The organism is Pseudomonas sp. B33.4 (assembly GCF_034555375.1).
Lineage (GTDB): Bacteria > Pseudomonadota > Gammaproteobacteria > Pseudomonadales > Pseudomonadaceae > Aquipseudomonas.
In genome coordinates this window covers 5478402-5490328 of sequence record NZ_CP140706.1, presented here as the reverse complement: position 1 = coordinate 5490328, position 11927 = coordinate 5478402, and the positions used below count along the sequence as shown (strand labels likewise).

At 59.8% G+C, this 11927-nt stretch carries 14 protein-coding genes; 2 read left to right on the top strand and 12 right to left on the bottom strand.

From position 1 onward, the window contains the following. The first annotated feature begins 52 nt into the window (after window positions 1-52). Window positions 53-571 (top strand): acyloxyacyl hydrolase, encoded by a 519-nt coding sequence (locus U6037_RS24190; RefSeq protein WP_322844782.1) that lies wholly within the window; start codon window positions 53-55, stop codon window positions 569-571. Between the two features lie 129 nt (window positions 572-700). Here U6037_RS24190 and U6037_RS24185 read toward each other — a convergent pair whose 3' ends face one another. The 12 genes from U6037_RS24185 to U6037_RS24130 form a co-directional block, all read right to left on the bottom strand. After that, window positions 701-1006, bottom strand: a complete 306-nt coding sequence (locus U6037_RS24185) for a YkgJ family cysteine cluster protein (protein ID WP_077574517.1) — start codon at window positions 1004-1006, stop codon at window positions 701-703. Window positions 1007-1058: 52 nt separating this feature from the next. Next, window positions 1059-1550, bottom strand: coding sequence for a DUF2878 domain-containing protein (locus tag U6037_RS24180; protein ID WP_322844781.1), 492 nt, complete (start codon window positions 1548-1550; stop codon window positions 1059-1061). Continuing rightward, window positions 1543-2808 carry a cyclopropane-fatty-acyl-phospholipid synthase family protein gene (locus U6037_RS24175; protein WP_322844780.1) on the bottom strand — a complete coding sequence of 422 codons (1266 nt, stop codon included), beginning with the start codon at window positions 2806-2808 and terminating at the stop codon, window positions 1543-1545. Before U6037_RS24175 ends, U6037_RS24180 begins: the two co-directional genes overlap by 8 nt. Further along, window positions 2795-3610: a DUF1365 domain-containing protein gene (locus tag U6037_RS24170; protein WP_322844779.1), complete on the bottom strand. Its 816-nt coding sequence runs from the start codon at window positions 3608-3610 to the stop codon at window positions 2795-2797. Before U6037_RS24170 ends, U6037_RS24175 begins: the two co-directional genes overlap by 14 nt. Further along, a complete protein-coding gene (locus U6037_RS24165; RefSeq protein WP_322844778.1) occupies window positions 3607-4854 on the bottom strand; it encodes an NAD(P)/FAD-dependent oxidoreductase in 1248 nt (415 codons plus the stop codon). The genes U6037_RS24170 and U6037_RS24165 overlap by 4 nt, the downstream gene beginning before the upstream one ends. Then, window positions 4851-5633, bottom strand: coding sequence for an SDR family NAD(P)-dependent oxidoreductase (locus U6037_RS24160; protein ID WP_322844777.1), 783 nt, complete (start codon window positions 5631-5633; stop codon window positions 4851-4853). Before U6037_RS24160 ends, U6037_RS24165 begins: the two co-directional genes overlap by 4 nt. Further along, the gene (locus U6037_RS24155) at window positions 5630-6052 is read right to left on the bottom strand and encodes a nuclear transport factor 2 family protein (protein WP_322844776.1); all 423 of its coding nucleotides are present in this window, start codon (window positions 6050-6052) and stop codon (window positions 5630-5632) included. Before U6037_RS24155 ends, U6037_RS24160 begins: the two co-directional genes overlap by 4 nt. Beyond that, window positions 6045-7490, bottom strand: coding sequence for a deoxyribodipyrimidine photo-lyase (gene phrB, locus U6037_RS24150; RefSeq protein ID WP_322844775.1), 1446 nt, complete (start codon window positions 7488-7490; stop codon window positions 6045-6047). The genes U6037_RS24155 and phrB overlap by 8 nt, the downstream gene beginning before the upstream one ends. Before the next feature lie 20 nt (window positions 7491-7510). Continuing rightward, complete coding sequence (locus U6037_RS24145) at window positions 7511-8452, bottom strand: MerR family transcriptional regulator (RefSeq protein WP_322844774.1); 942 nt, start codon at window positions 8450-8452, stop codon at window positions 7511-7513. After that, window positions 8452-9414, bottom strand: a complete 963-nt coding sequence (locus U6037_RS24140) for a DUF523 and DUF1722 domain-containing protein (protein ID WP_322844773.1) — start codon at window positions 9412-9414, stop codon at window positions 8452-8454. The genes U6037_RS24145 and U6037_RS24140 overlap by 1 nt, the downstream gene beginning before the upstream one ends. 213 nt (window positions 9415-9627) lie before the next feature. After that, window positions 9628-9843: a TIGR02450 family Trp-rich protein gene (locus U6037_RS24135; RefSeq protein WP_322844772.1), complete on the bottom strand. Its 216-nt coding sequence runs from the start codon at window positions 9841-9843 to the stop codon at window positions 9628-9630. Then, window positions 9840-10826: an NAD(P)/FAD-dependent oxidoreductase gene (locus U6037_RS24130; protein WP_322844771.1), complete on the bottom strand. Its 987-nt coding sequence runs from the start codon at window positions 10824-10826 to the stop codon at window positions 9840-9842. The genes U6037_RS24135 and U6037_RS24130 overlap by 4 nt, the downstream gene beginning before the upstream one ends. A 197-nt stretch (window positions 10827-11023) precedes the next feature. On the opposite strand from U6037_RS24130, the gene U6037_RS24125 reads away from it, so the two are divergent. Beyond that, window positions 11024-11926 (top strand): TIGR01777 family oxidoreductase, encoded by a 903-nt coding sequence (locus U6037_RS24125; RefSeq protein ID WP_322844770.1) that lies wholly within the window; start codon window positions 11024-11026, stop codon window positions 11924-11926. Window position 11927 lies beyond the last annotated feature (1 nt).

Below are 11927 nucleotides of genomic sequence, written 5' to 3'. Positions count from 1 at the left end.
CGAAGAGTTATCTAGAAAACCAAACGATCGTTCCGGAAAAGGAAGTTTCAACGTGAAGCGACTATTCTGCTTGGCCGCGATTGCGGCCGCACTGATGGGGCAAAGTATTACTGCGCAAGCGGCCGGTGTTGAGTTCGCGGTGGGGGCCACCAGCGATTCGACCATGACGTACCGCCTGGGCATGAATTTCGACTGGGACAAGAGCTGGCTGCAGAGCGACGTCGGTCGCCTGACCGGTTACTGGAGCGGTGCTTATACCTATTGGGAAGGTGACAAGACGTCGAGCAATAACAGCTTGTCGTTCTCGCCGGTGTTTGTTTATGAGTTTGCCGGTCAGTCGGTCAAACCGTATATCGAAGCGGGGATCGGTGTGGCGGCCTTCTCTAACACCAAGTACGAATCCAACAATCTCGGCGGCTCTTTCCAGTTTGAAGACCGCCTCGGTTTTGGTCTGCGTTTCAATGGCGGGCATGAAGTCGGGATTCGTGCGACGCACTATTCCAACGCCGGCCTGGCCAGCAGCAACGACGGTGTAGAAAGTTACTCGCTGCATTACACGATGCCGTTGTAAGCCGAACGCATAACCCCTGTAGGAGTGAGCCTGCTCGCGATAGCGGTGTGTCAGTCACACATATATTGACTGACACACCGCTATCGCGAGCAGGCTCACTCCTACATTTGTTTTGGGGTGTTCTTGGGATCAGCGGTAGGCAGTGGTGATGCCTTTGCGTTCTTCAATGCATTCCGGCGCGCCCATCTCGAACTCGCGGCAGATCAACGGCCGTTTCTCATAGATCGTGCACATCATCGTGTCGCGATCCAGCGCCGCGCACCAGCCGTCGTCCAGCCGCAGCATGACTTCGCCGCCCCACTCATCGGTATCGATAAAGCGATCTGGCACGCCGGTGTCGGTGATCAGCATCACTTCGAGCTGGCAGCAGCACGCCGCGCAGGTCGAGCAGGTGACCGCAGGCTCGGTGATTTGCTGGTGGGGTATGGTTTTCATGGCGGCAGTGTAAGGCAGTCGCCGCTGTGCGTGTGAAAGGTCTGACAGACGCTCAGTGCGCCAGCCGTCGCGCCATCGCATGCAGCAGCGGAAACAGCAGTGCCCAGAGCAGGCCGATGCCGAGCAGGGTCGGCAGTTCGCCGTAGGGAAATTGCACTCCGGCCAGTCGCCCGCCAGCGTAATACGACAACGCGCCGCCGACTGCGCCTAGTACGCTGGCCAGCCACCACGGCCGCGCGCTCCATTGCAGGCAATGGCGCAACGTGGTCGCCAGCAGCGCCCAGAGCAGCATCAACCACAGTGGAATCAGCGGCGACTGATCCTGAAATTCGAACACGCCGACACCGCGCAACAGACTGTCCACAGCGGTGCCGACAATTACCACGCTCAAAATCAAACGGCCTTCAGCCGCCCAACTGCTGATCCAGCGCAGATGGATCACCAGCACCGCCAACGCCAGCAACAACCACAAGCTGTTGCCGCTGAGTACACAGGTCAGCCAGCCGAGCTGGAACAACACGGCATTGGCGACACGCTCAAGCATCGAAGCGTCCGAGCAGCGGCGCCGTCATCGCGGCCGGTTTGGCCAGCAACAATTGCGCAGTGCCGATGGTGCGTTCGAGGAAGCCGCCCTCGCAGTAACACAGGTAAAACTCCCACAGCCGCAGGAAGTAATCGTCATAACCCAACTCGCTCAAACGACCATGGGCACGGCGAAAGTTTTCGTGCCACAGGCGCAGGGTCTTGGCGTAATGCAGGCCGAAATCTTCCATGTGCAGCAGGTTCATGTCGGTGTCGCGGCTGACCACTTCGAGCATTTTCTGCACGCAGGGCAGGGCACCGCCGGGGAAGATGTAGCGCTGGATGAAATCGACGCCGCGTTTGGCCTGCTCGTAGCGCTGCTCGCGGATGGTGATCGCCTGGATCAGCATCAGGCCGTTGCTCTTGAGCAAGTGCGCGCACTGTTTGAAGTAGGTCGGCAGGAAACGGTGACCGACTGCTTCGATCATCTCGATCGACACCAGTTTGTCGTATTCGCCAGTGAGGTCGCGGTAGTCTTTGAGCAGCAGCGTGACCCGATCCTGCAAGCCCAGTTGCTCAATGCGCTTTGCGGTAAATGCGTACTGCTCTTTCGACAGGGTCGTGGTGGTTACGCGGCAACCGTAATTTTGTGCGGCGTAGAGCGCCATGCTGCCCCAACCGGTGCCAATCTCCAGCAAATGGTCGCCGGGTTGCAGCGCGAGTTTCTGGCAGATCCGCTCCAGCTTGTTCAGCTGCGCCTGTTCGAGGCTGTCTTCGGGCGTAAGGAACTGCGCCGCCGAATACATCATGGTTGGATCGAGAAACTGCTCGAACAGATCGTTGCCGAGGTCATAGTGCGCGGCGATGTTCTTCTGCGAACCCTTGCGCGTATTGCGATTGAGCCAATGCAGGCCTTGCACCAACGGCCTACCGAGGCGGGCCAGCCCGCCCTCCATCGCATCAAGCACCTCCAGGTTACTGACGAACACGCGCACCACCGCTGTCAGATCCGGCGAACTCCAATAGCCGTGGATAAAGGCCTCACCGGCACCAATCGAACCGTTGCCGGCGACCATGCCCCAGACGGCCGAGTCGAGCACATGGATTTCCCCGAGCAAGGCACTGCCCGGCGTGCCGAACATCAGCCGTTCGCCATCCTCGACCACCATCAATTGCCCGTGTTTGAGCTGAGACAATTGACGCAATACGCCGCGACGCAGCAACGACCCGGTCAAACCGTTGGTGCTGAGCCGACTGACCGACAGGCTAGAGGATTTCATGGCGGTGCTCCTTGGGAGGCACAGTGGCGGTTTGAAAGCTGCCGTCGGCAGCCTGATGAGCAAAGATCGGTGCGCGTTTGAGCAACAGCCGCAGCGCCTGCCAGTAAATCGCCAGGGCAGTTTTCGCGGTCATCCACGGAAAGCGCCGCAAGTACCGGTGCAAGCTGCGGCGATCAAGGATTTCGCGTTGCAGATTGAGTGTCGCGTCGAACAATTTGTGCTCGCCCTGCCAGTCGGCCATGTGCACGCCGAGGGTTTGCGCGGCGGGGCTGAAGCTCATGCGGTATTCAAGATCGCGCGGCAAAAACGGTGAGACGTGAAAGGCTTTGGCCACGGCGAAGTGCTGATGAAAATCCTGCAGGTCGGCGGGCGGGCGTGCCGGTAGCACATAGTGATAACGCTCGCGCCACGGCGTGTTGGTGACTTCGCAGACGATTGCGGCGAGTTGCCCGTCCGCCTCATGGCAGTAAAAGAAACTCACCGGGTTGAACGACAACCCCCAACTGCGCGCCTGGGTCAGCAGGCAGATCGAGCCTTGCGGTTCGTGGCCGATGGCAATGCCGACCTGCTGGCGTACGGCATCGATCAGGCGTATGCCACGGCCGGTAAAGGTCTTCAGGTAGTCAGTCTCACGAAATGAAAACGGCGCAAATCGGCTGCGTCCGGCCAGCGGCGACAGTGCAAGCACCGCATCCTGTTCGCTGAGGTCGAGGTAGAGCAAACCGATCCGGTAGCGGAATTCATGGCGGCGCGGTGAGAAGCGCCGATGACCGATCCAGCCACTGTAAAGGGCGCTGTTCATAGGGTTTCCCCGAATGCGGCAGCCACGCGCAAGGCGCTGACCACACCATCCTCATGAAAACCATTGGCCCAATAGGCGCCGCAATAATGCGTGTGTTGCGCGCCATCCAGTTCGCCCCAGCGTTGCTGTGCGGCCGCCGCCGCGAGGCTGAATTGTGGGTGGGCGTAGGTGTAACGGGCGAGCACTTTGTCGGGGCTGATGCCGGCGCTCTGATTGAGGCTTACGCAGAACGTGGTGTCGCTCTGAATGCCCTGCAGAATGTTCATGTCGTAGGTGACGGCGGCGTGGGTGTGGCCGGCGCCGCTGAGCCGATAGTTCCAGCTCGCCCAGGCCAGTTTGCGTGTCGGCAGCAAACGCGTGTCGGTGTGCAGCACCACTTCATTGTCGGCGTAGGGCAGGGCACCGAGGATCGCGCGTTCGGCATCGCTCGGGACCGCCAGCAGTTGCAACGCTTGATCGCTGTGGCAGGCGAACACCACCTGATCGAAGTGTTCGAGCCCCGCCGGGCTGTGGATAACCACGCCATGCGCATCGCGATCAACCCGTGTCACCGGGCAATTGAGACGAATCCTGTCCTTGAACCCAGCTGTTAGCGGCGTGATATAGGCGCTGGAACCACCTTCGATAACTTGCCATTGCGGCCGATCGCTGACCGACAACAGCCCATGGTTCTTGAAGAACCGCACAAAAAACTGCAGCGGGAAATTGAGCATTTCCGCCATCGGCATCGACCAGATCGCCGAGCCCATCGGCACGATGTAATGCAGGATAAAGCGTTCGCCGTAACCACCAGCCTTGAGGTAGTCGTCGAGGGTGGTGTCAGCGGCGATGCGCAGTTCGACGAGGTCGCGCTGGGCTTCTTTGTTGAAGCGCAGAATGTCGCGCAACATGCCCCAGAACCCCGGCGAAAACAGATTGCTGCGCTGGGCGAAGAGGCTGTTGAGGTTGTTGCCGTTGTATTCCAGGCCCGTGTCCGGGTCGGTCACCGAGAAACTCATCTCCGTCGGCTTGAACGCCACGCCGAGCTGGCCGAGCAAGCGGATGAAGTTCGGGTAGGTCCAGTCGTTGAACACGATGAAGCCGGTGTCCACCGCATATTGGCGGCCATCGACGGTCACCGGCACAGTGTGCGTGTGGCCACCGACCCAGTCGCCCGCCTCGAACACCGTCACTTCATGGCGGCGATTGAGCAGGTAGGCGCAGGTCAGCCCGGCGATGCCGCTGCCGACGATGGCGATTTTCATGTCGGATCCGTCAGCGGAGGTGACTTGCGCACCATGCGCTTGCCGATTGCCAGTTGGACCCGTGACGGCAGTTTCGACAGCGGCCAAAGCGCGGCCATGAACAACGCCGGAAAGGCGATTTCCAATGGCCGGTCCTTGAGTTTGGCGAAAATGTGCCGCGCGGCTTTATCCACAGGCCAGCTCAAGGGCATGGGGAAATCATTTTTGGCGGTCAGCGGTGTCTCGACAAAGCCCGGGCTGACCACGGTGACTTCGATGCCTTCGTCGGCAAGATCGATGCGCAGCGATTCGAACAGGTAACGCAAACCGGCCTTCGAGGCGCCGTAGGCTTCGGCCCGTGGCAGCGGCAGATAGGTCACCGAGCTGGCCACGCCGATCAGATGCGGCGCGGTGCCTTTACGCAACAGCGGCAGGGCGGCCTCGATGCAATAACTGCTGGCGAGCAGGTTGGTGCGCACCACGTGCTCGATGATCGAAGAATCAAACTGCTTGGCATCCACGTATTCGCAGGTGCCGGCATTGAGAATTACCGAGTCCAGCGAACCCCAGTCCTCGGCGATCTGCTCGCCGATTTCGCGCACTGTCTGGCTGTTGGTCAGATCCCCCGGCACTACTAAAACCTGCCCTGGATAGCGTTGCGACAAGACTTTGAGCGGCGCGGTCTGACGGGAACTGACCGCCAGGTGTGCGCCGGTTTTCAGAATTTCCTCAGCCAGAGCCGCGCCGATGCCACTGCTGGCACCGGTCAGCCAATAACGCCGTGGAGGTGTACGACTCATCCCATTCTCCTTTTCAGCCAGGCGATGACCCGGCCCAATACTGGCAAATGTTCATACAGCAGCGCCCCGGCATCGAAATAATCCCGGTGGCGATAAACCTTGTCGTGCCACAGCAAGTGCGAGCAACCGCTGACGCGAATCACACGGCCGCCCGCCAGGCGCGGATGGCGATAACTCATGACCCAGCGCAAGTAGCCTTCGCAGTCGCCGATCTGGTCGAAACCATGAAAGTCGAAGCGCAGTTCACTGACGTTGGCGTACAACTCGCCGAAATAGTCGCGTAGCTGCGCCAGCCCCTGAACCTCGTGCAACGGGTCGGTGAAGTGAATGTCATCGCTGTACAGCTTGCCCAGGCTTTGCAGGTTGTCTTTGTTCAACGCTGAAAACTGCCGGGCGAAGCGGCGCAGGAATTCACTCATCATCGCCTCCTGAAGACGTACGCGCAGGCAGGTTCTTGAAGGCTGCCAGTGCCCGTTGGCGTGAGTCACTGAGGTTGACGATCGGCGACGGATAATCCACCGCACCGAACAAACCACCGAGGTTGGCCGGGTTGTGCAATTCTTTTTTGTTGAGGTCGGCCAGTTCCGGCAACCAGTGCTTGATGAACAGGCCTTCGCTGTCGAATTTTTCCGACTGGCTCAGTGGATTGAAGATGCGGAAATAAGGCGCCGAGTCGGTGCCGGTCGAAGAGCTCCACTGCCAGCCACCGTTGTTCGCCGCAAGATCCCCGTCGATCAGGTGACGCATGAAAAAGCGTTCGCCTTCGCGCCAGTCGATCAACAGGTTTTTCGTCAGGAACATCGCCACGACCATGCGCAGGCGATTGTGCATCCAGCCGGTTTCCAACAATTGGCGCATGGCCGCGTCAATGATCGGCAGACCGGTGCGCGCCTCTTGCCAGGCGGCGAGTTCGTCCGGCGCATCACGCCAGGCCAGCGCTTCGGTTTCCGGGCGAAAGGCGCGGTGCCGGGAGACCCGTGGATAGCCGACCAGAATATGTTTATAGAACTCGCGCCACAGCAACTCGTTGATCCAGGTGACCGCACCGACCTTGCCGCTTTCGAACTCGCCTTGATTGCTTTGCAGGGCGGCGTGCAGGCACTGGCGCGGCGAAATCACACCCGCCGCCAGATACGCCGAGAGCTGGCTGGTGCCAGGTTTGGCCGGGAAGTCGCGTTCGCTCTGGTAGTAGTCGATCTGCGCGTCGGTGAAGGTGTCGAGACGGCGCCGGGCTTCCTGTTCGCCGGCGGGCCACAGATCGCGCAGGGATTGGCTCGGTGTGGCGAAGCCTTTGACGGAGTCGGGAATCGGGTCGCTGTCGATCTGCAATGCGCTTTGTTTGCCGGGCGCCTTGATCAGGGCGGGCATCGAGCGGTGCAGACGTTCGTAACAGACTTTGCGGAACTGGCTGAACACCTTGAAATAGCTGTCGGTCTTGGTCAGCACAGTGCCGGGTTTGAACAGCAACTGGTCGAGATGGCTGTGAAAGGTGATGCCCTCGGCCTTCAGTGTTTCGGCCACCGCTGCGTCGCGACGGCTTTCGTGGACGCCGTACTCTTCGTTGACGTGCACGGCTTCGATGTTCAATTGCCGACACAGTTCGAGCAGCTCCGCCGGGGCCTGATCCCAGTGCGCTGCGGTGCGGATCAACAACGGAATGTTCAACGCGGCGAGGCTGTTGCTCAGTTCACTGAGATTGCGCAGCCAGAAATCGACCTTGCAGGGGGCGTCGTCATGTTCCAGCCACTGTTGCGGGCTCAACAGGTACACCGCGACCGTCGGGCCGCGCGCTGCGGCGGCCGCGAGGGCGGTGTTGTCATGTAGGCGCAAGTCGCTGCGCAGCCAGATCAATTGCATGTCGGAACTCACTGCGTCCATTAAATCAGCCCACGCTGAACGAGTACCTGGTGCGCCATCAGCGGATCTTCAGCCAGGAACAAATCAACAATCTCGGAAGTTCTTACGGACAACTCGGCGTGGTGGATGCATACCGTTGGTCCGACCAGCATTTTTGGGCAACTGACTCCGTTCAATAGTTTCGGCAACTGCGCAAGGTTCATGGCTTTGCTGGAATACAGCAGTACGCCACGGGCTTGCAGGTGTTCCACGGCCAGTGCCAATTCACCGGCCGGCAACGGCCAGTCCAATACTTGCACCGGGCAATCGGCGCTGCTGATCAGCCACGCGCATAGCCACAGGTGAGGTTCCAGTGGCAGGTCGGAATGATTGATCAACAACAGCGGGGCAGCATTTAACTGACGATTGTTATGGTAGATGCGTGCGCCGAATTTGCTGCGTAACCACGAGTAAAAAAACACCCGCTCCATCTGCGCGCCGAATTGGCCCTGCCAGCGCTGCTCCAGTTCAGCCAGCAGCGGCATCAGCAATTGCTCGCACAACGTGCGTGGCGGATAGAGGGCCATGGCCTGATTGACGCTGTCATCGAGGCTGCGTTCACTGAGTTGCGTGACGGCGGTCAGCAACGTCTGGCGCAAGCGTTGCCAGTCGTTTTCCACCGATTCGCTGAACGCCAGTGGCGTGTCGAGCAGTGGTTTGACCTGACTGACTGCCACGCCACGGTTGAGCCAGGTGAGGATGGTCAGAATTCGCTGCACATGTTCGGCCGAGTAGAGCCGGTGCCCCTTCGGCGTGCGTTGCGGGACCACTAGCCCGTAGCGGCGTTCCCATGCCCGCAGGGTGATGGCGTTGACGCCAGTCTGCCGCGCGACTTCGCGAATCGGCAGCCAGCCTTCGTCGAGGGCTTTTTTAAAATCAGCGCCAAGGTCTTCCTGGGCACTGCTATCGAGTTTGTCGTTCATTAGATGGCGTTTCGCAGACTGAGGTTTTCCGGGTGCGGTTGCAGGTAAACCTGTTGCGCGATGTACGGGTCCGGATGGAGGCGAAAGTGATGCTTGAGCAGCGTCAACGGCACCACCAAGGGCACAATGCCGAGGCGGTATTGGCTGATGACGTGGACCATTTCCTGTTTGTCTTCGGCGCTGATCACTTGTTTCAGATAACCGCTGATATGCAGCAGCACGTTGCAGTGGGTGCCGCGCGTGGCGCATTTTTTCAACGCCGCCATCAGTTCGCTGAAGTAGTGCGGGCCGAGTTCGGCGGGATCGCTGTGCGCCATGTTGCCGAGCAGTTTGCCCAGTGTTTTGTATTGCAGCGGGTTGTGCGCCATCAGCAAGTATTTGTAGCGCGAATGGAATTCGGTGAGCGTGCGGCGGCTCAAGCCTCGGGCGATGACTTGTTGCCATTCGCTATAGGCGAATACGCGGGTGATGAAATTCTCGCGCAACACTGGATCGTTGAGGCGACCGGCTTCTTCCACGGGCAGATCCGGATGACGGGCGCAGAACTCCTGGGCGTAGATCCCGCGTCCGCCGCCGTTCACCGGGGCGCCGTTGGCGTGGTAGACCTTGACCCGTTCCAGACCACAGGACGGCGATTGCTGCATGAAGATGTAGCCGCAGATGTCATCCAGTTCGGCGGCCATTTGCTCGCCATATTCGGCCAATGGCCGGGTGACGTTGATCGCCGGATTTACCGTGCCGATGGCTTCAGGATGTTCTGGATCACCGACGAGGCGGATCGGCTCGCGGGGAATGCCCAGGCCGATTGCGACCTCCGGACACACCGGGACGAAATCGAAATGCTCGGTGAGGGTGCGGCTGCACAGCCGAGATTCCTTGTGCCCACCGTTGTAGCGCACCTCGGCACCGAGCAGACAGGCGCTGATGGCGATTTTTGGTTTGGCTACGCAAGGATCAGACATGGGCACCTCGGATCTATACCTATACAGAGGTTTATCTCTGTACAACTTTCTTCAGCATAGATTCATGGGTGTACAAGTCAAATCATTTGTATAACTTTTTTGATTGAACGCAGTTCACTGTAGGAGTGAGCCTGCTCGCGATTGCGGTATGTCAGCAACATTGATGCTGACTGATACGACGCTATCGCGAGCAGGCTCACTCCTACAGGATCTTTATTTCCAACCTAATAACCAGTGATCCTTGTTCCTGAGGACTTGCCAATCGAGGCGTTCGGCACGCTTGGTCAGCACGGCCTGCAACTCGACTTCCAGCACTGTGCCTTCCTCGTCGCGAAACAACTCGGTCACCAGAAAATGTTTTTCACGATTCAGCGGGTGAGCTGCTGTCCATTTCGACAGCAGCAATTTACGCGGATTGATGCGGTTCATTGCAGGTGTTCGTGCAAGCGTCGCGCAGCTTCCTGGCCACTGAGCCAGGCGCCTTCGACACGCCCGGACAGGCACCAGTCGCCGCAGGCGTACAGGCCCAGATCGGCATCGGCCAGTGTGCCCCATTCGTGTCCCGTCGCCGGGCGCGCATAGAGCCAGCGGTGGGCGAGGCTGAAGCTCGGCGCGGGCATGGCGCTGTGCAGCAACTCAGCGAACGCGCCGTGCAACTGTTCGATCACCGCTTCCTTGGACAAATCAATGTGTTGCCGACTCCATGCACTGGTGGCATGCAGCACCCAAGTGTCGAGGGTGTTGTCGCGCCCCGGTTTGCTGCGGTTGCGCGCCAGCCAGTCGAGCGGGCTGTCCTGCACGAAGCAACCTTCGATGGGCGTATCCAGCGGTGTGTCGAAGGCGAGGGCGACGGCCCAGGTCGGCTCCATTTTCACTCCGGCAGCCGCTCCGGCAAGCTTCGGTGCAGCGGCCAGCAATGCCGTCGCTTGCGGTGCTGGCGTGGCGATCACCACGTGGCTGAAGGGGCCGTGGGTGAAGCCTTCGGCGTCCTGCAGGTGCCAGTGTTCCTCGCCGCGATAGACCTCGGTGATCCTGCAGGCGAAGTGCACTTCCAAGCCATCAAGCAAGCCACGGGTGATGGCGCTCATGCGCGGCGTGCCGACCCAGCGGGTCTGCTCGTCCGGCGACAGATTCAACTGTCCACCCTGATAGGTGTAGAGCTGCGGCGCCCATTCGGCGACCCAGCCCAGGCTTTGCCAGCGTTGCACTTCGGTGACGAAGCGGCGGTCGCGCGCGGTGAAATATTGCGTGCCCAGATCCAGCGAGCCAGCGTCGCTGCGCTTGCTCGACATGCGCCCGCCGCTGCCGCGACTTTTATCGAACAATTGCACGGTATGCCCGGTCTCTGTCAGAGCCTGGGCGGCGGAGAGCCCGGCGATGCCGGTGCCGATGATTGCGATAGGTACAGTCATAGGGGCCTCGTTTACCTTTCTGTACAGACTACGCCGTGGATGAAACCTGTACAATTTTGTTTTTTGGTATAACTTCTAGCGTTCTCGTTCTGACAGCTTGGCCTATGGTTAAACAATAGAGCCTGCCCGATAGAAAAGATCCCTGCTTATAAAAATAGACTAGTGATCCGGGTTAAACGCCACGCGAGGAAGATGTCATGCACATATTGCTGACCGGCGGTACTGGTTTGATAGGACGTCAGCTCTGCCGACACTGGTTGGGGCAGGGCCATCGCCTGACGGTGTGGAGCCGCAAACCGGAAAAAGTCGCGAACATCTGTGGTGCGCAGGTGCGTGGCATTGCGCGTCTGGAAGATATTGGCGAAGAGCCTGTCGACGCGATCGTCAATCTGGCCGGCGCGCCGATTGCCGATCGGCCGTGGACCCATCGACGCAAAGCGTTGCTGTGGAGCAGCCGCATCAAGCTCACCGAAACCCTGTTGGCGTGGCTCGACACCCGCACACAGAAACCGGCGCTGCTGATTTCCGGATCGGCGATCGGCTGGTATGGCGACGGCGGTGAGCGCGAGTTGACCGAAGAATCGCCGCCAGTGATCGACGACTTCGCCAGCCAGTTGTGCATCGCCTGGGAAGAAACCGCATTGCGTGCCGAATCGCTGGGTATCCGCGTGGTGCTGGTGCGAACCGGTCTGGTGCTGTCGGCCGAGGGCGGCTTTTTGTCGCGGTTGTTGCTGCCGTTCAAGCTTGGGCTGGGCGGGCCTTTGGGCAATGGCCGGCAGTGGATGCCGTGGATTCATATCAACGATCAAATCGCCCTGATTGATTTTCTTCTGCACCGCGAGCAGGCCACTGGTCCTTATAATGCCTGCGCGCCGCAACCGGTGCGCAATCGCGAATTTGCCAAGACGCTGGGCAGCGTTTTACACCGCCCTGCGTTCATGCCGATGCCTACGCTGGCACTGAAGGTCGGCCTCGGCGAGATGTCTTTGTTGTTGCTCGGCGGCCAGAAGGCTCTGCCGGCACGCTTGCTGGAAGCGGGTTTCACTTTCCAGTTCACGGATTTACGCGCGGCCCTGGACGATCTCTCCGGCCGCCTCTGAA

Excerpts from the sequence above, each read along its gene's own strand:
- U6037_RS24185 (WP_077574517.1), bottom strand. The coding sequence starts at position 1,006 with ATGAAAACCATACCCCACCAGCAAATCACCGAGCCTGCGGTCACCTGC.
- U6037_RS24180 (WP_322844781.1), bottom strand. The coding sequence starts at position 1,550 with ATGCTTGAGCGTGTCGCCAATGCCGTGTTGTTCCAGCTCGGCTGGCTG.
- U6037_RS24175 (WP_322844780.1), bottom strand. The coding sequence starts at position 2,808 with ATGAAATCCTCTAGCCTGTCGGTCAGTCGGCTCAGCACCAACGGTTTG.
- U6037_RS24170 (WP_322844779.1), bottom strand. The coding sequence starts at position 3,610 with ATGAACAGCGCCCTTTACAGTGGCTGGATCGGTCATCGGCGCTTCTCA.
- U6037_RS24165 (WP_322844778.1), bottom strand. The coding sequence starts at position 4,854 with ATGAAAATCGCCATCGTCGGCAGCGGCATCGCCGGGCTGACCTGCGCC.
- U6037_RS24160 (WP_322844777.1), bottom strand. The coding sequence starts at position 5,633 with ATGAGTCGTACACCTCCACGGCGTTATTGGCTGACCGGTGCCAGCAGT.
- U6037_RS24155 (WP_322844776.1), bottom strand. The coding sequence starts at position 6,052 with ATGAGTGAATTCCTGCGCCGCTTCGCCCGGCAGTTTTCAGCGTTGAAC.
- phrB (WP_322844775.1), bottom strand. The coding sequence starts at position 7,490 with ATGCAATTGATCTGGCTGCGCAGCGACTTGCGCCTACATGACAACACC.
- U6037_RS24145 (WP_322844774.1), bottom strand. The coding sequence starts at position 8,452 with ATGAACGACAAACTCGATAGCAGTGCCCAGGAAGACCTTGGCGCTGAT.
- U6037_RS24140 (WP_322844773.1), bottom strand. The coding sequence starts at position 9,414 with ATGTCTGATCCTTGCGTAGCCAAACCAAAAATCGCCATCAGCGCCTGT.
- U6037_RS24135 (WP_322844772.1), bottom strand. The coding sequence starts at position 9,843 with ATGAACCGCATCAATCCGCGTAAATTGCTGCTGTCGAAATGGACAGCA.
- U6037_RS24130 (WP_322844771.1), bottom strand. The coding sequence starts at position 10,826 with ATGACTGTACCTATCGCAATCATCGGCACCGGCATCGCCGGGCTCTCC.
- U6037_RS24125 (WP_322844770.1), top strand. The coding sequence starts at position 11,024 with ATGCACATATTGCTGACCGGCGGTACTGGTTTGATAGGACGTCAGCTC.